The organism is Rhizobium sp. RU35A (assembly GCF_900156005.1).
Taxonomy (GTDB): Bacteria; Pseudomonadota; Alphaproteobacteria; order Rhizobiales; family Rhizobiaceae; genus Neorhizobium; species Neorhizobium straminoryzae.
The window spans coordinates 1-22,223 of the sequence record NZ_FTMR01000024.1 but is presented as its reverse complement, the minus strand read 5'-3'; the positions used below and the strand labels follow the sequence as shown (position 1 = coordinate 22,223).

The window sequence follows — 22,223 nt, the reverse complement described above, 5'->3', positions numbered from 1 at the left end:
ATATCAGACGCCGTATACATGGCCGCAACCGACCTGTTTACTGGAACCAATCGTATCCTTGACACGCAGGAGCCATCCATACAAGGATTGAAGTCTGGGCTGTAGGGCGGGAGGAACAGCATGTGCGCACCGGCAGCCTCGATCATCTCACGCGCCGCCGGTCGCTTATGGCTGGAGAGATTGTCAAGGATGACGACATCACCAGGCTTCAGGGTCGGCACCAGAACCTGGGGTAACCATCCGGCGAGGGTCGCGGGCTTTGCCTTTCAGGCTTTTGACCTCGGTTTGCGGGTCCATTTCTTGCTGAGAGCTTGAAGGGCCTCTGTGATCGCGGGTTTGTCGACGGCGTCGCTGTCGAACAGGTGACTGCCCTACCATTCAACCAGTTCTTCGTGGCGTTCATGACCGGGATCGGCAAGTGCTTCGATGAACTCCTGATATCCCCAAGGCCCGTCGATATCCTCAGGCGGGCAAGCACCAGTGGCATCGATAAGGCTGAGGGGATCGAGGCCCGGAAGCGCCGGGGCTATGCGTTCGATCTTGACGGAGTGCTCCCAGCCTTCACCGAAGTCATAGAGATATCTGAAGGATTTGGCCCCGGTATCCTCGACCGCGGACAGAAGTGTTGCCTTTCGGACGTCCAGCGGGCCGTCACCCCATGTGGGGTTGGGCATGCCAAAGCCGATATTCTTGATGCAGAACTCGTAGAGATGGCTGTTGGTCCAACCCAGGGCCGTCTGCAGCATCAGATGCAATCGGTCGAGCCTGATGTCGAACGGCATCTTGATACGGCGCATGACGACTGGTTCGACGTCATCGAGCGTGATCTTGAGACGGGCGATAGATATGGTCATGCGGCAACCGCTTTCTCCATCGGTTCATGGTTCTTCAATTCCCATGGCAGCGGTTCGGATAATTTTGGTGCAGGAGGGCTGGCGATCCTCGCCAGCACATCAGCCAGCCAGGACTGTGGATCGATGTCGTTGAGCTTTGCCGTCATCATTAGCGTCGCCATGAAGGCGGCGCGATCAGCGCCCCGATCCGAACCGGCGAAGAGCCATGACTTGCGGCCAAGTGCAAAACCGCGCAATGCCCGTTCCGCCGCATTATTGGTCAGGCAAATCCGACCGTCATCGAGGAACGATGTGAAGCCCTGCTACGCTTGAGCCTATAGTCGATCGCCTCGGCGACAGGAGAACTTCGTGACAGCTTGACCCGCTTCATGCGCATCCATTGTTCGAGTTCCGCGACAAGCAGCAGACTGTCTCTGCGCCGCCGTTGTAGCCGTTCCTCGGCGGCAAGGCGTTTATCTCGCGCTCGATATCGAACAGGGCGTCGATCCGTTTGACGGCTTCCAGAGCTATAGGCGAGATCGACGCAGCGTTCTTTCCACGCCTAGAGTCTGTCAGCGCTAAACGGAATCGCGAGGGGATTCCGTTTAGCGCTGACAGACTCTAAAACGTGTACTGTGCGTGATGTTTTACAAAGGAGAGAAGCCCGATCGCTTGCGCGAACCGGGCTTCCATCGAGTTCCTAATTGCGAAGGCTGTTATTTCAGCAGTGCATCGAGCGGGATGGATTCGGAAATTGTCCAGCTATCGACGATATGGGGTTTGCCCTTGGTGGTTTCTGCAATGAGATATTTCGCGGTGTTTTGATGATGCAGTTCGGATGTGAAGGTGCGGGGCCCGAAGAGGGTCGGCTCGCCCTTCATCTTTTCGAGTGTCGCAACAACCTCGTCGGCATCCGTTGACTTCGCACGCTCGACGGCCTTGGCCCATACGTCGATCATGACATAGCCCGGATAGACATACATGGACGACGGATCCTGGCCGGTCTTTGCCTTGTAGGTCGCGTTGAACTTGTTGACGTCCGGGTTCGGGTCGTCACCATAGATCGAGCCCTGAACCGGCACGAAGAAGTTCGACAGGTCCGGAACGGCCGAGAGCCAGTAGCTTCCGTCGACGCCCGAGCCGTTGAGGATCATCGAGTTGATGCCGGCGGCGCGGATCTGCTTGATGGCCGAGACGGCACCCGGCATCATCGTGCAGAGCATGATTGCGTCCGGCTCTTTTGGCAGCGCTTTTATGCGCGTGATCTGGGCGGCAATCGACGCGTCGTCGTTCTTGAACGTGTCCTTCCCGACGAGCTTGGCACCCTTGGCTTCCAGCTTCGGCATCATCCAGTCGAAGCCGTCGCAGATGCCCTTGTTGTATTCGGTCCAGGTGTCCAGCAGGCGGTAGAAGGTCTTGGCTTCCTTCTTGTTGAAGGCCCATTCGGCCATCGTGGCGCCCTGCACGGCGGCGAGAACCGAGGCCGAGAAGCTGTGCGGGCCGACACCCTGGATGCCCGCCTTGACGGATTCGGCGCAGAGGAAGAACGAGACCTTGCCGGCCGCTTCTGCCGCAAGCGCTGCCGGCGAACCGAAGTCATAGTCGCAGGACACGACCACGAGGTCGGCGCCCTGATCGAGCACGGAGAGACCCGCCTTGGCACCTTCCGCGCGGTCAGACTTGGTGTCTGCCTTGACGACTTCGATCTTCTTGCCAAGAAGGCCGCCCGCCTTGTTGATCTCGTCGATGCGGATCAGCGCGGCATCGGTCGCGGGCTGGTCATAGGCCTGCATGAAGCCGGATTCCGCTGTGGCAAACCCCACCACGATCTTGCCGTCGGCTGCAAACGCCGGAAGAGCCGCTGTCAAGGCAAAGACGGCTGCGGCCACGAATCTCAATCTGCGTTTCATGGAAGTTCCCCTTTTTTGGTGCCGGCGGGTTTATCCCGCCGGTCATTCACTGCGGTTGCTATGAAGTGTGAGCTCGCGATTGCCGAACAGGCCCGCGGGGCGAAGCGCGAGAATGACGATCATGATGATGCCGAGCGCGATTTCCTGAAGCCCCTTGGGCAGCGCCAGCATCGAGCCTCCGACCGGAACGCCTGCTTCCAGGAAGCGAAGCCCCTGGATCAGTGCCGAGAGGATGACGACGCCGAGGACGCTGCCGGTCAGGCTGCTCATGCCCCCGACCACCAGCATCGAGAGCGTCACGAAGGTCAGGCTGAGGTAGAAGTTGTCGGGCGTGACGACACCGATGGAATGGGCGGTCAGCGCGCCGCCAGCCCCCATGATGGCGCCCGAGATGACGAAGGCGATCAGCCGCTCCTTCGGAATGTCGATGCCGGAGGCGGCTGCCGCCGTCGGTTCGTCGCGGGCGGCGCGCAATGCCAGGCCGGAGCGGGAAATCGCGTGCAGCCAGGCGATGAAGATGACAATGCCGGCAGCGATGAAATAGGGCCAGATCGAGCGGACGATCGGAATGCCGACCACGGAGGAGGTGGCGCCGGTGACGCGATCCCAGTTGGAATAGATCGTGTTGATCATGGCAAGCATGGCGAAGGTCGCAATCGAGGCGGCAATGCCCGAAAGCCGCATCAGCACCCGCCCGAAGATCAGCGCGACGACCCCGGCAAACAAGGCTGCAAGTAGGGCCCCCTGCCAGTATTCGAGCTTTGCCTGCATGATGAAGCCCGGCAGGCCCGGCAGCGACATCTTCTTCATCACCGGGTTGATTGTCAGCCAGGCGGCAACATAGGCCCCGAGACAAGTAAAGCCGATCTGACCGAAGCTCATGACGCCGGAATTGCCGATGAAGACATAGAGCCCGACAACGAGAATGATGCGAACGAAGAGGTCGATGATGACTTGGTTGAATGGCTTTGAGCCGATCATCGTCGTGACGAGCGCGATCGCCAGCAGGATCAGCAGCAGGAGGATCGGTGTGACGATGGATTTTCCGGCAAGCGCAAACCGGGCCGGCTTGCGGGCGGCAATCGCATTGGCATTCAGGATCGGGTCGATGGCGAGGGAGGATGTGGACACGGAGATCAGACCCTTTCCTTCGTGCCGCGAGCGGCAATGAGACCCTGCGGCCGGAAGAGGAGGACGAGGATGACGGCGCCGTAGACGAAGGCGTCACGGAACGGGCGCGTCTCCACGGGCAGGATGACCTGCATGACGACCGAGGCGGCCCCGAGCAGGAAACCGGCCAGCACCGCCCCCGCCAGGCTGCCAAGGCCGCCGATGACGGTGGAGATGAAGGCCATCAGCATGACAGCCGCGCCCATCTGGATATCGGCCGTGCCCGTCTGGATACCGAAGATCAGGGCAATGGCGCCGGCCAGGGCTCCCGACAGCGCGAAAGCCCCCATGATGACGCGGTTGGCGCGCACGCCGAGCATCCGGGCCATGGAGAAGTTTTCCGCAGCAGCGCGCATTTCCAGACCGAAGCGGGTCCGGCGCAGGAAGATTACGAGTCCCAACAGGATCGCGATCGTGATGATGATGGTCATCAGTTGCAGGAGCGGCAGGCGCGCGCCAAGGATTTCGACCGGCTGCGACAGTTCCGGCAGCAGCGAGATCGACTTCGGCCGGCTGGAATAGAGCATCAACAGGAAGTAGCGGATGACGAAGCCGAGCGCGAAGGAGGCGATCATCATGCTGGCGGGGCTGGTGTTGCGGAAGCGCCGGAAGACGACGATTTCGCAGAGCACCGAGAGCGCCGCCCCGACAAGAAGAACGAAGGGGATCAGCAGGAACCAGGGCAGGTTGCCGGCAAAGACGATGGCCATGGCATCCGTCGAAGGCCAGAGCAGCGCGAAGATCGAGAAGGCGATAACGTCGCCATGCGCGAAGTTGACGAGCCGCATGACGCCGAAAATCAGCGCGATGCCGAGCGCGCCGAGCGCGTAGAGTGAACCGAGGGAGAGGGCGTCGAAGACGATCTGGAGCATGTCAGTGGTCCTCGTATCCAAAATAGGCGGCCTGCATGGCCTCACTGTTGCCCAGTTCACGGGCGTCGCCATCCAGCACGATCTGGCCCGAGCGCATGAGGATCATGCGTCCGCCGATCATCACGGCGCGGGTCGAACTCTGCTCGACGATCAGAAGCGTCAGCTTGCGCTCGGCCTGCAGCGCGACGAGCCGCTCATAGACCTGGTCGGTAATGTTGGGCGCGAGGCCCAGCGAGGGTTCGTCGATGGCAATCAGTCGCGGGCGCGTCATCAGTGCACGGCCGATGACAAGCATCTGCTGTTGGCCGCCGGAGAGAAGACCTGCCTGCTGGTTGCGGCGTTCCTTCAGGATCGGGAACGTGGCATAGACCGCGTCCAGATCGGCAGCGGTCTGCCCCTTCCAGCCGGGTGTGCGCGAATGCATGCCGGCGCCCACCATCAGATTTTCCTCGATGGTCAGCGAGCCGAACACCTCGCGGCCTTCCGGTACCATGGAGAAGCCGAGGCGTGCGATATCTTCCGGCGTGCGTCCGGTAATTTCGGCCCCGTCGAACTCGACATGGCCCCCGGCGGTCGGCGTAACCCCGGCGATGGCGCGAAGCAGCGAGGATTTGCCCGCGCCGTTCGGCCCGGTGACAAAGAGGACCTGGCCTTCCTTCAGGTCGATCGAGACACCTCGCACCGCGGTCAGGCGGCCATAGCGGACAGAGACATTGACGAGGTTCAGCAGGGTCATGCCAGCACCTCCGGATTGGCGCGCACAGCCTCGGCGGCGGTGCCCATATAGGCATGGCGAACCTTCTCGCTGTCGCGGATGGCGGCGGGGTCGCCCTCTTCGATGACGGCGCCGGAATCGAGCACGACGATATGGTCGCAAAGGCCAACGACCAGGCCGACATTGTGTTCGATGATCAGCACGCCGATGCCGAGGTTCTTGGCAACGCGCCGCACCAGTTCCGAAAGATCGGCCGCCTCCGGCGCGCTCATGCCGGCAGCGGGTTCATCGAGCAGGATATAGGCCGGGCGGCCCATCAGCGCGCGGCCGATCGCCACGCGGCGCTCGTCCGTATAGGGCAGCGTGCCGGCAATGCGGTTCTTGAGCGGCGCAATGCCGACCCATTCCAGCATGGCTTCGGCTTCGGCGATGGCGGCGCGGCGGCTCATGCCGAGGCCGACGCCGGTGACTTCGAGATTGTCGATGACAGGCAGATCGCGAAACAGCCGGCCGCCCTGAAAGGTGCGGGCGACGCCGCGCCGGCGCACCTGATGCGGCTTCAGATGGGTCAGCGGTTGACCGTCCAGCGTGACGGCACCGGCTGTCGGGGCCTGGAAACCGGTCAGCACGTTCACCAGAGTCGTCTTGCCCGCGCCATTCGGACCGATCAGGCCGCTGATATGGCCGGGCATGATCTTCAGGTTGACCGAAGACAGGGCCTTGAGACCCGCAAACGCGACGGAAACCTCTTCCGCACTGAGATAGCTCATGTCCCCTTCTTTCTGTCCTGAAGGGAAGGCACGCCTTGCCGTGGCCGGATCGTCCGGCAAATCGGCTTCGCTGTGTTCCCCTTTCGCTTCCGGCTTCGTCTTGATGCGCTGCTCGGAATGCCAAAATCTCGCCGTTTGCCGGCTTCGTCTTGTCGTTTCACGCGACCGATCTTGTCATCGGGCGCAGCGGAACCGGCTTTGGCCGGCGGTTCCCTTCCTTGGGATCGGCCTCCCCGGCCGGTTGGTCCAAAAGCTCGCCGTTAGCCGGCGAGGTACTCTTCGGCGCGCGCCAGTAGTGTCGCATTGTCCGCGCGCGCGGCGAGTGCCTGATCGAGCGTGACCGGAACAAATTTCGCCGGCGTATGCGGCTGCAGCTGCGCAATCAGGTCCATGTCGGCGGAGATGACCACGCCGAGCATCATGTAGCCTCCGCCGGAGACGGCGTCGCGATGCAGCACGATCGGTTCCGTACCGCTCGGCACCTGGATGGAGCCGTAAGGGTAGCAGGCATCGACGATATTGGAGGGATCGGACCCGGCCCCGAAGGGCTGTTCTCGCTCGACGAATTCGAGCGGCACACCGCCCCTGAAGCGATAGCCGATGCGGTCGGCCTCGGGCGCCACCTTCCAGGTGTCGTCGAAGAAGCGCTTGCCGGCGGCCTCCGTGATGCGATGCCAGTAGATGCCGGGCAGCATGCGCAGTTCGGCGGGGCTGACCTGCGGGCGGCGGAGATTGGCTGGCAGCGACTTGCCGGCCTTGCCGGAGGCAGAGCCGATCGGCAGCACATCGCCGGCTTTGAGCACGCGACCTTCGAAGCCGCCGAGCGCGCCGAGCACATAGGTCGTGCGCGAGCCCAGAACAACGGGAACGTCGATGCCGCCGGAAATCGCTATATAGGCACGCGCACCGCCCTTCAGATAGCCGAAGGAAAGCCGGTCGCCGGCCTTGACGGGGAAGCTTTCCCAGGTCGGGCGCTCTTCGCCATTGACCTTTGGGGGAAGTTCGCCGCCGGTGATGGCGACGGTCGCGGCCTCGGTAAACTCCAGTTCCGGGCCCATGAAGGTCACTTCAAGAACGGCCAGCCCCGGATCGTTGCCGACGAGAATGTTGGCGATGCGGGTGGCGAAGCGGTCCATGCCGCCGCCTTCCGGAATGCCGAGGTGATAATAGCCGGGGCGGCCGAGATCCTGAACGGAGGTGGAAAGACCGGGCGAGATGACTTTAACGGCCATTGATCAGCTCCATCAGCTTGGCATTGGTGCCGTAGATGTCCTTGTTGAACTCGGTCAGCGAAAAGGTCGCCTCGCGCACGGTCGGCTGCCAGGTGTTGGCGTCGATGGCTTCCAGCGTTGTGTCATAGGTATCGCGGTTGATGGCCTTGAACTTGACGATGTCGCCGGGCTTGAACAGGCACATCTCGTCGGTCAGATACCGTACCTTGCGGGTGGGATCGTAGATCGGAGCCGGGGTCACGCCATACATCTGATAGCCGCCGGCGCCGCGCACCGAGTAGATCGCGGCAAAGCAGCCGCCGTGACCGATGGTGAGCTTCGGCGTATCCGTGCGGGGGCGCAGATATTTCGGAGCCTGGATCTGCTTCTGGCGTTCGACCATCTGGTAGAGCCAGGGAAGCCCCGCGACGAAGCCGACCATGGAGACGAACCACGGTTGCCCGGAATAGGCTGCGATGAAGTCCTCGACCGTCGCATAGCCGTTGATACGGGCGGAATATTCAAGGTCGGTCGCGTTCGGATCCTGATGGCGTTCGCGGAAGCGCATGCAGGTCTCATGCGTCCACGGGTCCTGGAAATAGACCGGCAGTTCAATGATGCGGGTTTTGAGCACAGAATCCGATTTGGAGGCGGCATCCTCCATCGATTTCAGTTCCTTCAGCAGGTCCTCGGGCTTGATGAGGTCCGGGTTGAAGCGGATCTGGAAGCTGGCATTGGCCGGGCAGATTTCGGTGACGCCCTTGATGTTGGCGGCCTTCACCGCATTGGCCATCGACAGGCCGGTGAAGAAGGAGTCCAGCGACATCGCTTCGGACACTTCGCCGAAGATATGCTCGTCACCCCCGAAGTTGAAACGTATCGACATTCGTTCCCCTTGTCCGTCAGTCCGCAAGCTTCGCCGCGTTGTCGTTGAGCCAGCCTTCCAGCCAGCGGGTGTGCACATTCCCGCTCTGCACCGACGGGTCGGCGGCGAGCGCGAGGAAGAGCGGTTTGGTCGTCTTCATGCCATCGATTTTCAGTTCGCCGAGCGCGCGCACCAGCCGCGCAATCGCTGCCTCGCGCGTTTCAGCGTGGACGATCAGCTTGGCAAGCAGCGAGTCGTAGAACGGCGGAACCTGGTATCCGGGATAGAGCATGGAATCGAAGCGCACACCCGGCCCGCCTGGCAAGCGCAGATCGCCGACCGTGCCGGGGAAGGGCGCGAAATCCTTCGACGGGTCTTCGGCGTTGATGCGCACTTCGATGGCGTGGCCGCGCACCGAGACGTCCTTTTGGCTGATCCGCAGCGGCTCGCCGCCGGCAATCCGCAGCATTTCGGCCACCAGATCGATCCCCGTGATCGCCTCCGTGACCGGATGCTCGACCTGGATGCGGGTGTTCATCTCGATGAAATAGAAGCGGTTTGCCTCGTCGTCATAGAGATATTCGACCGTGCCGGCGCCGGAATAGCCGACCGCCTTGGCGAGCGCCACCGCCGAAGCGCAAAGCTCTTCGCGCAGGTCTTCGGACAGAGCGCGCGACGGCGCCTCCTCCCAGACCTTCTGGCGGCGGCGCTGCAGCGAGCATTCGCGCTCATAGCAATGGATGGCGTGTTTGCCGTCGGCCAGAACCTGCACCTCGATATGGCGCGCCTTGCCGATGACTTTCTCCATGTAGAGACCGCCGTCACCGAAGGCGGCCAGCGCCTCGGCCTCGGCTTGCGGAAAAGCCTGCTCGAATTCGGCGAGATTGTTGGCGATGCGAATGCCGCGACCGCCACCGCCTGCGGCCGCCTTGATCATGACCGGAAAGCCGGTATCGATCAGCACATGGCGCGCCGCGTCGATACCCTCGACGCGTCCGGCCGAGCCCGGAACAACCGGGACACCGGCAGCCGCAGCCGCCGAGCGGGCCGACACCTTGTCGCCCATCAGCCGGATCGCATCGCCGGACGGGCCGACGAAGACGAGGCCGGCCGCCGTGACGGCATCCGAAAAGGTGGCGTTTTCGGCAAGGAACCCGTAGCCCGGATGAATGCTGTCGCAGCCCGTTGCCTTGGCGGCGTCGATGATCGCCTCGATATTGAGATAGGATTTCCTGGCCGCCGGTGGGCCAATGTTGACGGCTTCGTCCGCCAGAAGCACATGAAGCGAGGTCACGTCCGCGGCCGAATGCACCGCCACCGTCTGGATGCCGAGATCCTTCGCCGCCCGGATGATCCGGACCGCGATCTCCCCGCGATTGGCGACCAGCAGTTTTTTCAGCATCAGTCCAGATCCGCCAGAGCTGCGCCGGCCATGACCGGCTCTTCATTGTCGGTGACGAAACGGATGTTGGCACCCGCGACGTCCGCCTTCACCTCGTGGAAGGACTTCATCACCTCGATCAGGCCGATGACGTCGCCGACCGCGACGCTGTCGCCATCGTTCTTGTAGGCAGGCTGGCCCGGAGACGGGCTGCGGTAGAACGTGCCTGGAAGGGGAGAGAGAATCTGTGGCATGCCATGCTCCAGTTCGTCTGATATGGAAAGGATATGCTGCACCGCACAATGAATACGCGGTAAGGCTGCCGGTCAATGCCAGGGAGCAATCGCGTCCCGAACGGCCCTGGCGATGTCGATGGCGTTCGGCGTGTCGGAGTGGACGCAGATCGTTTCGCAGCGAACCGGAAACAGCGTTCCGTCTTCCGCCGTGCCCTTGCCTTCCGTGATGGCACGCACGCAACGCTCCGCCATCCTGGCCGGGTCCTTGGCATCGTGAACACGCGTGAGGATCAGCTTACCCTGCGCATTATATTCCAGGTCCGCATAAAACTCCGCGACGAACGGAATGCCCCGCGCCTGATAGATTTCCTCATGCAGCGTTCCGGTCATGCCGAACAGCGGCACGCCGAAGATTTCTGCGGCGTCGCAGACGCCATGGGCCACGGCCTCCTGTTGCATCGCCATGAAATAAAGGCTGCCGTGCGGCTTGATGTGGTGGAGTTCCATGCCCTCGGATTGCATGAAGCCGAGCAGCGCGCCGGTCTGATAGACAATGGCATTGCGCACCTCGTCGCGCGTCATCCGCATCTCGCGGCGGCCGAAACCCTGAAGATCCGGCAGGCCGGGATGTGAGCCGATGCGAACGCCCGCCGCCTTGGCGCGGACGACGGTCTGGTGCATGTGGTTCGGGTCGGATGCGTGGAACCCGCAGGCGACATTGGCGACATCAATCAACGGCATCAGCCCGCTGTCATCGCCCATCTGGTAGAGGCCAAAGCTCTCCCCCATGTCACAATTCAATGTGACCGGCATGATTAGTACCCCTCTTTCATCTGCCGTCTTTGCGGCGTTGCAGCAATGTTTGCGCAGTTCCAGTTTCTTGTGAAATAATCATTTTTTGAATGTAATATCGAAAAAACAGATAATACTTCCGAGAGGTGGAAAATCATGGCTATCACTTTGAAACAATTGGATTATTTTATTGCAACTGCCGATAGTGGGCAGGTGAGCCATGCGGCCGTGGACCTCAATATCTCCCAATCCGCCGTGACCGCAGCGATCAAGTCACTGGAGATGGAACTTGGCGTTGTGCTCTTCGAGCGCACGCATGCCGGCGTCCGGCTGACAATGGAGGGCGCGCGCTTTCTCGATCATGCGCGTGTGATCACGGGGGCGGTTGCCGCCGCCGTCCGCTCACCCTTGCGCGAACAGACGGGGCTCAACGCCAAGCTCAGGCTGGGCATGACCTATACGGTCGTCGGCTATTTCATGTCGCGCCACTACGCGCGCTTCCGCAAGACCTATCCGCATATCGAGGTGGAGCTTGCCGAACTGCCGCGCATGGCGCTCGAAAACCGGCTCGTCGCAGGCGATATCGACATGGCGGTCATGCTGGTCTCCAACCTCCAGAACAAGGAGGAGATCGAAGAGGAACTGCTGATGCGCTCGACGCGGCGGCTGTGGCTGGCGGCCGACCATCCGCTGCTCAACAAGCAGGAGATCAGTCTCTCGGACGTCGCCGAGGAGGACTATGTGATGCTCACCGTCGACGAGGCGCGCAAGACGGCGGCGCGCTATTGGGTCGGCGCGGGCTTCTCGCCGCGCGTCGTCCTATCGACAAGCTCCGTCGAGGCCGTGCGCTCGCTCGTCGCTTCCGGCGTCGGCGTCACCATCCTCTCCGACATGGTCTACCGGCCGTGGTCGCTGGAAGGTCAGCGCATCGAAGTGCGGCGGCTGAACCAGGAGATTCCCAGCATGGATGTCGGTCTCGCCTGGTCCAAGTCGCGTCCGATCAGCGCTGCAGCCGCTGCCTTCCGCGCCTTCATGTCAGTGACAATGGGCGGCGGAGGCTGATCGGACGACATTTCCCCTCGGGTCCGATCGTGCGGGGTCAGGTCCGCGACTTGCGATAGGAATCCTTGATGGCGATCTTGTCGCCTGCGAATGTCAGGATGTCGCAGCCATCGACCTCGACCCTTTTTCCCTCGGCCGTCGTGCCGACGAAGCGCCACCAGGTGAGACCGGTGTCGCCGCTGATCATCGCCTTGCCGTTCGTCCACTGTCCGTCCGGGAAGCAGGCGAAGATGCTGGCGTAAGCCGCGCGCACAGCGTCCCGGCCGACATGCCGCGCGCCTTCAGCCTCCGAACCGGCCGAGGCATGAAAGGCGCAATCATCGGCTGTCAGTTCCATGATGGTCTCGAGATCCTGGGCGTTCCAGGCAGCCGAAAAACGATCCATGACCGCAAGCCGCCTTGCCTCGATCCCGTTCTCCACCACCTCGATTTCGAGGAAGGAGAACGGCGTCTCGCCGATATTGCTGACATTGTGGGCGACGCCGGTGCGGCGCGAATAGGGAATGCCCTGCTGCAGCCGGGCTTCCGCCTGCCTGCCGTCCGGCCCGACCAGCCCCATGTGGCCATCCGTCAACGGCACGACGACGTAGTCGTGTCCGTGGACATGCCAGCCGGTTTCCGCACCCGGCGCAAAGCGCCATTCGGTCACGCGGAAGCGGTCATCGTCGATATGGGTGACGGGTTCGGCCTGCGTTACGCTCATTCCAGTCTCTCCTGTGCGCCGGCATCGGGGAGCCGTGCGTGCGGTCCCCACGGACCATGATGTCCCTGACGGCCCCCGTCAGGTGAGGGTATTGGCCTCGAAAGAGGCGGCGATATGCGGGAATTCGGGCGATGTCTCCCGGCCCTTCAGGAGGCCCAGTACACGCGGCGGCGTCAGCGGCAGTTCGCGCACCGGCTTGCCTGTCGCATTGGCAACCGCGCAGCCGATGGCTGCGGCGACGCCAAGGATCGGCACCTCGCCCGCTCCCTTCGTCCCCAGCGGCCCCATGGACGGCGCCCCCTCGTAGAGATCGGCAACCACCGGCACGGCATCGCCGGCCAGCGGCACGCGATAGGTTTCGAACCCGTCCTCACGGATGCGGCCCTCGGGTGAAATCGTCACCGCCTCATGCAATGCATAGCCCAGACCCTGCACGACGCCGCCCTGGATCTGCCCCATGATGGCGCGGCGGTTCAGCGCCCGGCCGACATCCTGCACGACCCGGTAGGCCAGAACCTCGACATGGCCGGTGTCCGGATCAACCGCGACTTCGGCCTCGTGGACAACGAAGACCGGAATGTCCAGCGCCTCGATCATGTGCCCGAAGGCGCAACCCGACATGGCCGGCGTGTTCTTGCCGGTGAAGCTTCCGGTTCCCGTCACCGGACCCGTCACGCTCTGCGCATGCTGGACGACGGTGGAAATCGCGACCCCGGAACCCGGCCGCCCCTTGATGGCGACCCGCCCACCGATGAGTTCCAACTCGTCCGGCCGCGTCTGCAGGAGCTGGCTCGCAAAGCCGAAGAGCTTGTCGCGCACCTCCGCCGCCGCCCCGATGCTGGCGGCACCGATGGAAACGGTCGTGCGCCCGCCACCGACGCCGACATCGAGCCCGGCGGAATCCGTATCGGCCTCGCGCACCACGACCTGATCCGGCGAAAGCCCCAGCTGTCCCGCAACGATCTGCGGCAGAGACTGCATCATCGTGCCGGAGCCGATCTCGACGCCGGAGGTGATGAGCGTGGCGCTGCCATCCGCATTCATGTTGATCGTGGCCGCAGAAGGTCCGACGAAGACGAACCAGGTGCCGACCGTCGTCGCGCGGCCATAGAGGCGGCCATCGGCCTTGTCCTCCCGCGTGCCGGTGGCGGCGCGGAGCGCTTCCATCCGCTCCAGCATGGGCTTCAGCACATCGCCTTCATAAACCTGGCCCGTCGCACCGAGATCGCCGTCGCCCAGCACGTTCTTCTTGCGAAACTCCAGCGGATCAAGGCCAAGCGCCTGACAGATCTCGTCGGTATGCCGCTCCAGCGCAAACGTATTGTAGACACCGTTGCAGGCGCGAAACGCACCATTCGGCGGCGTGTTCGTATAGACCGCGCGGCTGACGAGCCGCATCGCGCCGACGCGGTAATTGCCGCCGAGCGTGTGGGCTGTCATGGTTGTCAGAAAAATCTGTTCGCCGCCATAGGCTCCACAATCCATCAGCACGACCGCTTCTCGGCCCACAATCTCACCGTCTGCCGTCACGGCGGAGCGGATGAGGATCTCGGCATTCTCGCGGCACAGGCAGGTCGCCATCTCCTCCTGCCGCGTGTTTTCAATGACGACCGTGCGCCCCGTCATCCGGGAGAGCAGCGCGGTGATCGGCTCGATGGTCGCATCGAATTTCAGGCCGAAGCCGCCGCCGACCGGCGGCACGGTGACGCGCACGCGGCCCGGCGGCAATTGCAGCACGCGGCCCGTGACATTGCGCACCGTCCAGGGCACCTGTGTCGAGGTCTCGATATGGGCGCGGCCGTTTTCCCACGATCCGATGGCCGTCCGCGGCTCGAACGGCACATGGCTCTGACGTCCGACGCGGATCGTCGTCTCGACGATCTTGACGTCCGGCCGCGCAAAGGCCGCATCGACATCGCCACGGACACTGCGCGCTTCCCAGGCGACATTACCCTCGCGCGCGCCGCCTTCGGTCAGCACCTCGTAATCGCGCCATGTCTCATGAACCAGCCGTGCATCTCTCGCCAGCGCCTCGCCCATGGTGAGGATGGGCGCGAGAGGTTCGATCTCCAGCTCGACGAGAGCAAGGGCCGCCCGCGCCTGCGTCTCCGTCTCGGCGGCAATCGCGACAATGGGTTCGCCGTGATAGCGAACCGTGTCGATGGCAAGCAGCGGATGATCCGCAATACCGATGCCGTAAAGGCCCGGCGCATCGTGGCCGGTGGCAATGGCGCGGACGCCGGCAGCGTTGCGCGCGGCCTCCAGGTCCAGCTTGACGATCCGGCCCGCCGGCACATGCGAGCGCAGCAGGACGGCATGCAGCATGTCCGGGCGGATGCGGTCGACCGTGTAACGGGTGCGGCCGCGCAGCTTGTCGCGGGCGTCCCGGCGTGGCAGGTCCATGACGGTGGTGGAGAGTTCGGGCATGGTCTCAGACATGAACTGCCTCCTGTGCCGGATTGGCAGAATTACGCGCTTCCAGATGATCGGCCACCGCATCGACGATCCGCTCATAGCCCGTGCAGCGACAGATATTGCCGGCCATGGCCGCCTTGATCTCGGGCCGCGTCGCCTGCGGATTGTCGCGTACGAAGGCGGAGAGGCTCATCACCATGCCCGGAAAGCACATGCCGCATTGCACGACATCGGCCGCTTCGAACGCCGCCTGCAGGGGATGCAGCGCCTGATCGCCGCTGCTCAGGCCCTCGATGGTCGTCACCGAACAGCCGGACAGTAAACCAACCGGTTTCAGACAGGACATGACCGGCTCGCCATCGACATGCACGGTGCAGGCACCGCAAAAGCCTTCGCGGCAGACCGCCTTCGCGCCGGTCAGGAACTTTTCGCGCCGCAGCACGTCGAGCAGCGGCGTCATCGGGTCGTCGTGCAAGCGGCAGCGCTCGCCGTTCAGCTGGAATGTCACCGTCATGCCGCACCGCCTCTCTCAAGAGCCGCAAAGGCGCGACGCACCAGCACCGGCAGCACCGCGCGCCGATACCAGCCCTCGACCTCTATGCCATCGCGGCCGATGAAATCATTGGCCTTTTCGGCCAGCGCCTGCGCCTCTTCAGGCGTGAGGGTTTGCCCGGCGAAAGCCGCCTCCAGCGCGGTCCAGCGGCGGGCTACGGGCTCGACGGAACCGACAGCGATGCGGATGGCGCCATCGGCTGCCCGCGCAACGGAAACGATGGCGACCGGATAATCGCCCGCCTTGCGCAGTGGCAGGCGGACATGGGTGGAGGCGACGGCGTTACGGCGGACAACCACGCGGGTCAGCAGCGCCCCGTTCAAAAGTGCGATGCGCTCTCTAAGAAAGTCGGGGAGCGGCAGAATACGCGGGCCATCTGCCAAGGCGAGTTCAACCTCAGCGTCGAGCGCCAGAAGGGCTGGCACGAGGTCGGCGGCCGCGAAATCAATGGTACAGAGATTACCGCCGACGGTCGCGACGCGGCGGATGGCGGGGTTGGCGGCACCGGTTGCGGCAGCGGCGAGCCCTTCAAGGCCAGCAACTCCGGTAACAGCCTTGGCCAAAGCCGTATGGGTGACGGATGCACCGATCGACACGCGGTCATCCAGCACATCAACGGCCTGAAGTTCAGCAATCCCCGAAAGCGCAACGATCCGCTTCGGCAGGTCAACGCCCCGCCGCGGATCACGCATCATCCACGTGCCACCGGCAAGCACCGCAGCCCCTGCCTCACGAGCGGCGACAGCCTCCGCGACCGTGGCAACGGAATCGAACACGCGTTCCGGACCTTCTCTCATGTCCATGCGAACACCCCTCTGAAAAGCCGTCTTTTGCGGCATTGCAGCGATCTTCGCCTGTGCGAAGGCCCCTGTGAAATAGTCATTTCTTGATTGTAATATCGAAAAATCAGATGGCCGGCGGAGCGTCCGCCGGCCATTCCCAAATCAGCCCCAGTGGGCGATCGTGCGTTTCTCGTAGCTCTCGCGGAACTGCCCGGTCGTCTTCGGCAGCACCTCGCCGCTTTCCCAGTCGAGGATGACGGCATAGCGGCGCACGGCGTCGAGTGCGTCGATCTCACCCGCCTTGTAGAGGCGCGAAACCTCCGCCGGTTCCATCCGCGCCCAGCCCTTGCGGCTTGCCCGGATGTCGGCACGTAGCGCCTCGGTCGCGGCCGTGTCGATTTCGTATTCGCACAGATCGGCGTCGATCTCCTTGATCACGACACCATAGTCCAGCGCCGCGCGGCGGATCGAGACATAGTCGTCGATGACGTCGACCAGAACCTTCTGCGGATCGCGCTCCAGCGGGTCGCCGAAGCCGCCGCCGCCAGCGGTGGGCCTGGCGAACTGGTCGCCGGAATAGACCGGATAGTCGGAGAAGACGGAGCCGAGCCAGGTCTCCTTGTCCTCGCCCGCCCGCTTGATGGTCAAGCCGTGCGGCATCGAGGGAAGCCCGCCTTCCACGCCCCAGACGACGGCGCGTTCACGGTCGCAGATATAGGACATGACCGACTTTTCGGATTCCAGCAGCAGCGAGGTCTTCTGCACGCCGACCCCACCGCGCCATTTGCCCGGTCCGGCCGAATCCTGCAGGATCTGGAACTCGACGGTGTGGGTCGGGTTGACGCGCTCGTTGCCCTCATTCGGCTGCGACATCAGGCCAGTGCCGAAGCAGGCGGTGGTCACGTCCGCGCCGTCCTTGCCGTTACGGCCACCCCAGCCGCCGGGGAGCCACTCATAGAACATGAAGATCGGCTTTTCGGGCTTGCGGGCGTCGAGACCGCCGGCGAGCAGATATTCGAGGTTGAAGGCGCAGGCGATCGCCCGCTCCGGCATGATCTTCGACCACATTTCGAAGATCGCGTTCATGATCTTCTCAAACGGCATGAGGAAGCCCGTGACGGCAATCGGCCATTCGGCGCTGACGACGCTGTTCTTCGGCGCCGTCACCTCGATCATCCGGTAGAAGCCGGAATTGAGTGGCAGATCGGGGAAAAAGGTCTTGGTGCCGGCAACCACGGCTGAGAAGGTCGCGCCGGGAGCCGAGTTGTACATGGAGGCAATCGTCGCATGACTTCCGGTGAAGTCGTAATGGATCGTATCGCCCTTGATCGTCATCTTGATGCGGATCGGGATCATGCCTTCGCCGGTCGCCGGGTCGCGGTCGATGTAGTCGACCGTCTCCCAGGTGCCATCGGGAAGCTCGGCAATGCGCTTGCGTGCCGCACGCTCCACGTAATCCTGCACTTCGCGCATGCCCTGCGTGACCTGATCGCGGCCATATTTGCGCACCAGCCGGAGGATTTCGCGCTCGGCCACCTGCGTCGCCTGCGCCTGCGAATGGATGTCGCCGATGATCGACGCCGGGTCGCGGGTCTGGGCGGCGATGAGGTTCGCGACATCGGCGCAGAAACGCCCACCATGGAAGAGCCGCACCGGCGTGATGCGCATGCCCTCGCGGAACATGTCGCGCGCCGTCACGTCGAAGGAGCCCGGCACCGAGCCGCCGAGATCCGACCAATGGCCGTTGGACTGCGAGAAGCCGATCAGGTGATCCTCGTCAAAGATCGGGCGAACGAGGCGCACGTCGGAGAAATGCGTGCCGCCGGCGTAAGGGTCGTTGATGGCATAGACATCGCCCGGCAGCATCTCGCCCTCGAAGGCGCGGATCACGTCCTTGCAGGTGAAATGCAGCGTGCCGACATGCACCGCGATGTCCTGGTTGCCCTGGGCCACGGAGTTACCGTCACTGTCATGCAGACCATTGGAAAAGTCGCGGTTATAGATCACGAAGGAATAGCAGGTGCGCAGCATCTGCTCGGCCATCTGGTCGACCGAGGTGATGAAGGAGTTCTTCAGAACCTCGAAGGTGACGGGGTCGAGGCTGCCGCCGACATTCATCATCTTGTTCATGGGGTTCAGCCTTTCGTGGAAATGAGGATGTTCATGTAGGCATCGACCTTCGCGCTCATGCCGGGCGGCACGACAGTCGTGGAGTCGAACTGTTCGACAATGGCCGGACCTTCGAAGGCGGCCCCCGCCTTCAGCTTTTCGCGCTCGTAGATCGCGGCTTCATGGGCCACCGCATCGAACCAGACCTTGCGGCGGGAAACAGGCTCGGCCTTGTGCGGCCGTAGCTCGTATTTCGGCATGTCGGCCTTCGGAACCGTACCGATGGCCTTGATCGCAATGCGGAAAATGGCAACGGGGGCCTCGTCGCGGCGGAAGTTGAACTCCCGCTCATGCTCGGCGTGGAAGCCCTCGACCAGATCGGAAACGCTCACGATCTTCGCAGGAGCAGACACCGAGAGCGAGCGCCATTGCCCGGCATACATCATCTCAACGGAGCGCATCAGCGTCATGTCCTCGCGCGCCACGCCTTCATGTGTCAGTCGCTCGACGGCCTGCGCTTCCATCTTGGTGAAGGCCGCTTCCATCTCGTCTGGCGAAACAGTCGAGGCATTGGTCATGAAGCTGTCGGAGAAGTCGTGCTGCACATCGACCAGCAGGCAGCCGAGCGCCGAGGTCACGCCCGGGTTCGGCGGCACGATGACGGTCGGTATTGAAAGCTCCCTCGCGACCGCCGCGCCATGCAGCGCGCCTGCGCCGCCGAAGGCGACGAGCGCGAAATCGCGCGGGTCGTAGCCACGGCTGATCGAGAGCAGGCGCACGGCATTCGCCATGTTGGAATTGGCAACGGCGACAATTGCTTCAGCCGCCTGATGCAGGCTCATGTTGAACGGGCCCGCCACGGTTTCCTGCACGGCTTCGGTGGCCAGCTCCGGATCGAGCGTGATCTTGCCGCCGGCAAGGCTGGTGCCGAGACGGCCAAGAACGACATTCGCGTCCGTGTTCGTGGCAGTCCTGTTGCCGTTCTTGTAGCAGGCCGGACCGGGATAGGCGCCGGCAGATTGCGGACCGTTGCGGAGAGATCCGCCCTCGTCGCGCCAGGCCAGCGACCCGCCGCCAGCCCCGATGGTCAGGACTTCGATGGAGGGAAAGCGGATCGGGTAGCCATATTCGATATACCAGTCCTTGGTGATGCGCGGTTCGCCGTTATAGGCCAGCGACACGTCGGTGCTGGTGCCGCCCATGTCGAAGCCGATGGAATTGGGGAAGCCGCAGAGATTGCCGATGAAGCGGCTGGCAATCGCGCCCGCGGCAATGCCGGAACCGGCGAGGCGGGCCGAAAATTCCTTGACGCTGGCGGGCGTCATCACGCCGCCGCCGCTGTGGAGCAGCAGAAGGTCTCGGGCATAGCCGCCTTCGGCCAGCTTATCGCCGAGGCGCGAGACGTAATCGACCACGACCGGCGCGCAGACGGAATTGGCCATCGTCGTGGAAAAGCGCTCGTGCTCGAAGATTTCCGGCATGACTTCGCAGGAGATGGAGACGGGGACCTCAGGCATGATATCCTTCAGGATATCGCGCATGCGCCGCTCGTTCGCGCCGTTGACATAGGAGTTCATGAAGCAGACCGCGACGGACTTCACCTCGCGCTTCTTCAGAACTTCGGCGACGCGGCGGGCACCTGCCTCATCGAGCGGCACCATCACCTTGCCGTCGGCCTCGACGCGCTCGAGCGCTGTCAGGCGGTCGCGGCGCGGCACATAGGGCTTGGCGACATCCTTGTAGGTGTCCCACAGGTCTTCCTTGTTGGAGCGGCGGATTTCCACGACATCTCGAAAACCTTGCGTGCAGATCATGGCGGTGCGTGGGATGCGCCGGGTGATCAGCGCGTTGGTCGCAACCGTCGTGCCATGCGAGAACATGGTGACCGCGGAGAGGTCGATTTTTGCCTGCTCGATACCGTTCAGGATCGCCTGCATCGGATCATGGGGCGTGGAGGCTGTCTTCTCAATGCGGATCGCGCCGCTCTCCTCGTCCATGATGCAGATGTCGGTGAACGTTCCTCCGACATCGACGGCGACTCTGGTCTTGCTCATGCTGGTTCCTCGAAATGCGCGTCGAAAGGACACGGAAGGGCGATCCGGTTCGCGAACGGGAACCGGTTCAATTCATGGGTGGCGGTTGACTGTCAGACTGCGGGCTCAGTCCCGGCGGCTGCGTCCCGGAGGCGGTGCATCTGGCACGTTGGTCGCCTGACGGCGTGTGTCGGAAGGCGAGCAGCCAAATCGGCTGCGATAGTGTTTGCAGAATTGCGACTGGTCGGCAAAGCCCCAGCGATAGGCAATTTCGGCGATCGTGCCCCTGGCGGTCAGAGACATCAGGTCTTCCGCGCAGCGGTCGAGCCGGCAATCGCGGATGAAGCTGTTGATCGACTTGTCGCTATCCTGGAACAGGCCCTGCAGGTAACGCAGCGAAATCCCGCAGGCCTCCGCGACCCCTTGCGGACCAAGGTTCGGGTTCTTGAGGTTGTCGCGGATATATTGCTCGGCACGATGCAGGTGGCTGGCCCGGATCGGAGAGACATTGCTGTCGAGGACCCGGTCGTCGCTGACGATCGAAAGGCAGAGCATGTCGAGAATATGCTTGCCGGCCAGCTCCCGCGCCGCCTCGTTGATCTCCGGTGCCCGCTCGATGGTCAGACGGACGGTATCAAGGAAGAGCGCCGCAACGCCTTGCGTGGCATCGAAGCTCAGCGCGCTCAGACGGTCCGCCGAACCGATGCGCGAACGGACGCTGGCAGAGGGCACTTTCAAGACCCAGAGCGCATTCGTCCGGCCGTGCCAGAACTCGTAAGGTGCGTCACCGCGCTCGACGAGGAAGCCGCCCGGCTGACACTTCACCGTCCGCGAACCTTGCGAGAAATTCACCTCGCTCAGCATCGGAATGGTAATGAGCAGGCTCGAATCCCGCTCGTTGAGAAAATGGCGGCGATGGCGGCGATAGATCAGCCCGTCGCATTGCATCCGCGACACGCCGACCATTCCCAGCGACCAGGTTTCCAGCGCGCCCCTGAATTCGCGGCGGTTGCGATATTCGGTGTCCAGCGGAAAATAGGTTGCGGTCACTGCCGCCTGCCAAGCGTCACCGCCAGAGACATTGCCTATGGTATCGACGACATATTTCATTCCTCGACGCTCCCCTGATGGCCTTAAGGCCTTCGTTTATGCTGGGAAGCATACATGAAATGCGCCGCCGGTCTTGGTCAGAAAGCGAATAAAGTATGTGGTGGGGGCGATTCTGACGAAGATCGTCGGTCCTGACGCCTGTTGAACCCTTCCGCCAGAAGGGAGACCGCTCCCTTCTGGCTTATGTCTTGACGATATCGTTGATCGCTTCTTGATCCATTGCTTTCTTTGATACACTCCCCCGGCGATCAATGGCGCGAAACGCACTACCGCTGTTGATCCACGCTGCTGCAACCCAAGCATTAAGAGCGCCGACGCGCCGATCCGTGAGATAGACAATTTCCTCACCGTGGGCGCCACCTGTTTTAGTGTGGCCGACATGCATCGACGATGAGGGCAGGACAGTTGACCGATCAAGCGGGATCGGCGGTTACATGGCCAGCCGTCGCCTGTCACGGCCTCGGTCCTGCCGGATCTGCTGCTCTAGCGGACCTGCTGGCCGCGCGCTCCGGCTCCAACCCATTGTGCATCTTGTCTGACACTCAAGCAAAGTTGGCATCCATAGCCTCAGAGTCTGACTCGAAATGCCGTCAATGATATCGGTACTGAATAGCCCCGAGATTTGTAGACGCCTTCTTTCCTAATTTTGAGGCAGGAAGAGCATCATGAGCAAATCGAATTTCAGCGAAGATTTTAAGCGC

At 62.8% G+C, this 22,223-nt stretch carries 19 protein-coding genes and 2 pseudogenes; 1 reads left to right on the top strand and 20 read right to left on the bottom strand.

The window, feature by feature from the left end; genetic code table 11:
- Positions 1-83: 83 nt before the first annotated feature.
- The 13 genes and pseudogenes from F3H95_RS26080 to pxpA form a co-directional block, all read right to left on the bottom strand.
- Positions 84-239, bottom strand: a pseudogene (locus F3H95_RS26080) (transposase); the annotation flags it as partial.
- A 132-nt stretch (positions 240-371) separates the two neighbouring features.
- The gene (locus F3H95_RS26075; protein WP_244618149.1) at positions 372-854 is read right to left on the bottom strand and encodes a plasmid pRiA4b ORF-3 family protein; all 483 of its coding nucleotides are present in this window, start codon (positions 852-854) and stop codon (positions 372-374) included.
- A pseudogene (locus F3H95_RS26070) lies at positions 851-1,403 on the bottom strand (transposase); the annotation flags it as partial. The gene F3H95_RS26075 and the pseudogene F3H95_RS26070, both read right to left, overlap by 4 nt.
- A gap of 146 nt (positions 1,404-1,549) precedes the next feature.
- A complete protein-coding gene (locus tag F3H95_RS26065) occupies positions 1,550-2,743 on the bottom strand; it encodes an ABC transporter substrate-binding protein (RefSeq protein ID WP_149748109.1) in 1,194 nt (397 codons plus the stop codon).
- Between the two features lie 42 nt (positions 2,744-2,785).
- Positions 2,786-3,874, bottom strand: a complete 1,089-nt coding sequence (locus F3H95_RS26060) for a branched-chain amino acid ABC transporter permease (protein ID WP_149748108.1) — start codon at positions 3,872-3,874, stop codon at positions 2,786-2,788.
- Between the two features lie 5 nt (positions 3,875-3,879).
- Complete coding sequence (locus tag F3H95_RS26055) at positions 3,880-4,785, bottom strand: branched-chain amino acid ABC transporter permease (protein WP_149748107.1); 906 nt, start codon at positions 4,783-4,785, stop codon at positions 3,880-3,882.
- Position 4,786: 1 nt separating this feature from the next.
- On the bottom strand, positions 4,787-5,521 hold the full coding sequence (locus F3H95_RS26050) for an ABC transporter ATP-binding protein (RefSeq protein ID WP_149748106.1): 735 nt from the start codon (positions 5,519-5,521) through the stop codon (positions 4,787-4,789).
- Positions 5,518-6,270, bottom strand: a complete 753-nt coding sequence (locus tag F3H95_RS26045) for an ABC transporter ATP-binding protein (protein WP_149748105.1) — start codon at positions 6,268-6,270, stop codon at positions 5,518-5,520. Before F3H95_RS26045 ends, F3H95_RS26050 begins: the two co-directional genes overlap by 4 nt.
- Before the next feature lie 260 nt (positions 6,271-6,530).
- Positions 6,531-7,502: a biotin-dependent carboxyltransferase family protein gene (locus F3H95_RS26040; RefSeq protein ID WP_149748104.1), complete on the bottom strand. Its 972-nt coding sequence runs from the start codon at positions 7,500-7,502 to the stop codon at positions 6,531-6,533.
- Positions 7,492-8,367 (bottom strand): carboxyltransferase domain-containing protein, encoded by an 876-nt coding sequence (locus F3H95_RS26035; protein WP_149748103.1) that lies wholly within the window; start codon positions 8,365-8,367, stop codon positions 7,492-7,494. The genes F3H95_RS26040 and F3H95_RS26035 overlap by 11 nt, the downstream gene beginning before the upstream one ends.
- A gap of 16 nt (positions 8,368-8,383) precedes the next feature.
- Positions 8,384-9,751 (bottom strand): acetyl-CoA carboxylase biotin carboxylase subunit, encoded by a 1,368-nt coding sequence (locus F3H95_RS26030; RefSeq protein WP_210248599.1) that lies wholly within the window; start codon positions 9,749-9,751, stop codon positions 8,384-8,386.
- The gene (locus tag F3H95_RS26025) at positions 9,748-9,981 is read right to left on the bottom strand and encodes an acetyl-CoA carboxylase (protein ID WP_149748101.1); all 234 of its coding nucleotides are present in this window, start codon (positions 9,979-9,981) and stop codon (positions 9,748-9,750) included. Before F3H95_RS26025 ends, F3H95_RS26030 begins: the two co-directional genes overlap by 4 nt.
- Positions 9,982-10,053: 72 nt before the next feature.
- Entirely contained in the window at positions 10,054-10,776 is a 723-nt protein-coding gene (gene pxpA / locus F3H95_RS26020; RefSeq protein ID WP_149748100.1) for a 5-oxoprolinase subunit PxpA, read from the bottom strand.
- Between the two features lie 135 nt (positions 10,777-10,911).
- Between pxpA and F3H95_RS26015 the strand changes: the two genes are divergently transcribed.
- Complete coding sequence (locus tag F3H95_RS26015; protein ID WP_149748099.1) at positions 10,912-11,817, top strand: LysR family transcriptional regulator; 906 nt, start codon at positions 10,912-10,914, stop codon at positions 11,815-11,817.
- A gap of 37 nt (positions 11,818-11,854) precedes the next feature.
- Here the strand turns inward: F3H95_RS26015 and F3H95_RS27670 are convergent, their stop codons facing one another.
- From F3H95_RS27670 to F3H95_RS25980, 7 genes are all read right to left on the bottom strand, one after another.
- Positions 11,855-12,520, bottom strand: a complete 666-nt coding sequence (locus F3H95_RS27670) for a nuclear transport factor 2 family protein (protein WP_149748098.1) — start codon at positions 12,518-12,520, stop codon at positions 11,855-11,857.
- A gap of 78 nt (positions 12,521-12,598) precedes the next feature.
- Complete coding sequence (locus F3H95_RS26005) at positions 12,599-14,947, bottom strand: xanthine dehydrogenase family protein molybdopterin-binding subunit (RefSeq protein WP_149748111.1); 2,349 nt, start codon at positions 14,945-14,947, stop codon at positions 12,599-12,601.
- A 4-nt stretch (positions 14,948-14,951) separates the two neighbouring features.
- On the bottom strand, positions 14,952-15,449 hold the full coding sequence (locus F3H95_RS26000; RefSeq protein ID WP_149748097.1) for a (2Fe-2S)-binding protein: 498 nt from the start codon (positions 15,447-15,449) through the stop codon (positions 14,952-14,954).
- Positions 15,446-16,291, bottom strand: coding sequence for an FAD binding domain-containing protein (locus F3H95_RS25995; RefSeq protein WP_244618148.1), 846 nt, complete (start codon positions 16,289-16,291; stop codon positions 15,446-15,448). The genes F3H95_RS26000 and F3H95_RS25995 overlap by 4 nt, the downstream gene beginning before the upstream one ends.
- 141 nt (positions 16,292-16,432) lie before the next feature.
- On the bottom strand, positions 16,433-18,400 hold the full coding sequence (locus F3H95_RS25990; RefSeq protein ID WP_149748096.1) for a hydantoinase B/oxoprolinase family protein: 1,968 nt from the start codon (positions 18,398-18,400) through the stop codon (positions 16,433-16,435).
- A gap of 5 nt (positions 18,401-18,405) precedes the next feature.
- Positions 18,406-20,433: a hydantoinase/oxoprolinase family protein gene (locus tag F3H95_RS25985; RefSeq protein ID WP_149748095.1), complete on the bottom strand. Its 2,028-nt coding sequence runs from the start codon at positions 20,431-20,433 to the stop codon at positions 18,406-18,408.
- A 105-nt stretch (positions 20,434-20,538) separates the two neighbouring features.
- A complete protein-coding gene (locus tag F3H95_RS25980; protein WP_149748094.1) occupies positions 20,539-21,522 on the bottom strand; it encodes a helix-turn-helix domain-containing protein in 984 nt (327 codons plus the stop codon).
- Positions 21,523-22,223: the final 701 nt, after the last annotated feature.

Excerpts from the sequence above, each read along its gene's own strand:
- F3H95_RS26075 (WP_244618149.1), bottom strand. The coding sequence starts at position 854 with ATGACCATATCTATCGCCCGTCTCAAGATCACGCTCGATGACGTCGAA.
- F3H95_RS26065 (WP_149748109.1), bottom strand. The coding sequence starts at position 2,743 with ATGAAACGCAGATTGAGATTCGTGGCCGCAGCCGTCTTTGCCTTGACA.
- F3H95_RS26055 (WP_149748107.1), bottom strand. The coding sequence starts at position 4,785 with ATGCTCCAGATCGTCTTCGACGCCCTCTCCCTCGGTTCACTCTACGCG.
- F3H95_RS26050 (WP_149748106.1), bottom strand. The coding sequence starts at position 5,521 with ATGACCCTGCTGAACCTCGTCAATGTCTCTGTCCGCTATGGCCGCCTG.
- F3H95_RS26045 (WP_149748105.1), bottom strand. The coding sequence starts at position 6,270 with ATGAGCTATCTCAGTGCGGAAGAGGTTTCCGTCGCGTTTGCGGGTCTC.
- F3H95_RS26040 (WP_149748104.1), bottom strand. The coding sequence starts at position 7,502 with ATGGCCGTTAAAGTCATCTCGCCCGGTCTTTCCACCTCCGTTCAGGAT.
- F3H95_RS26035 (WP_149748103.1), bottom strand. The coding sequence starts at position 8,367 with ATGTCGATACGTTTCAACTTCGGGGGTGACGAGCATATCTTCGGCGAA.
- F3H95_RS26025 (WP_149748101.1), bottom strand. The coding sequence starts at position 9,981 with ATGCCACAGATTCTCTCTCCCCTTCCAGGCACGTTCTACCGCAGCCCG.
- pxpA (WP_149748100.1), bottom strand. The coding sequence starts at position 10,776 with ATGCCGGTCACATTGAATTGTGACATGGGGGAGAGCTTTGGCCTCTAC.
- F3H95_RS26015 (WP_149748099.1), top strand. The coding sequence starts at position 10,912 with ATGGCTATCACTTTGAAACAATTGGATTATTTTATTGCAACTGCCGAT.
- F3H95_RS27670 (WP_149748098.1), bottom strand. The coding sequence starts at position 12,520 with ATGAGCGTAACGCAGGCCGAACCCGTCACCCATATCGACGATGACCGC.
- F3H95_RS26005 (WP_149748111.1), bottom strand. The coding sequence starts at position 14,947 with ATGCCCGAACTCTCCACCACCGTCATGGACCTGCCACGCCGGGACGCC.
- F3H95_RS26000 (WP_149748097.1), bottom strand. The coding sequence starts at position 15,449 with ATGACGGTGACATTCCAGCTGAACGGCGAGCGCTGCCGCTTGCACGAC.
- F3H95_RS25995 (WP_244618148.1), bottom strand. The coding sequence starts at position 16,291 with ATGGACATGAGAGAAGGTCCGGAACGCGTGTTCGATTCCGTTGCCACG.
- F3H95_RS25990 (WP_149748096.1), bottom strand. The coding sequence starts at position 18,400 with ATGAACAAGATGATGAATGTCGGCGGCAGCCTCGACCCCGTCACCTTC.
- F3H95_RS25985 (WP_149748095.1), bottom strand. The coding sequence starts at position 20,433 with ATGAGCAAGACCAGAGTCGCCGTCGATGTCGGAGGAACGTTCACCGAC.
- F3H95_RS25980 (WP_149748094.1), bottom strand. The coding sequence starts at position 21,522 with ATGAAATATGTCGTCGATACCATAGGCAATGTCTCTGGCGGTGACGCT.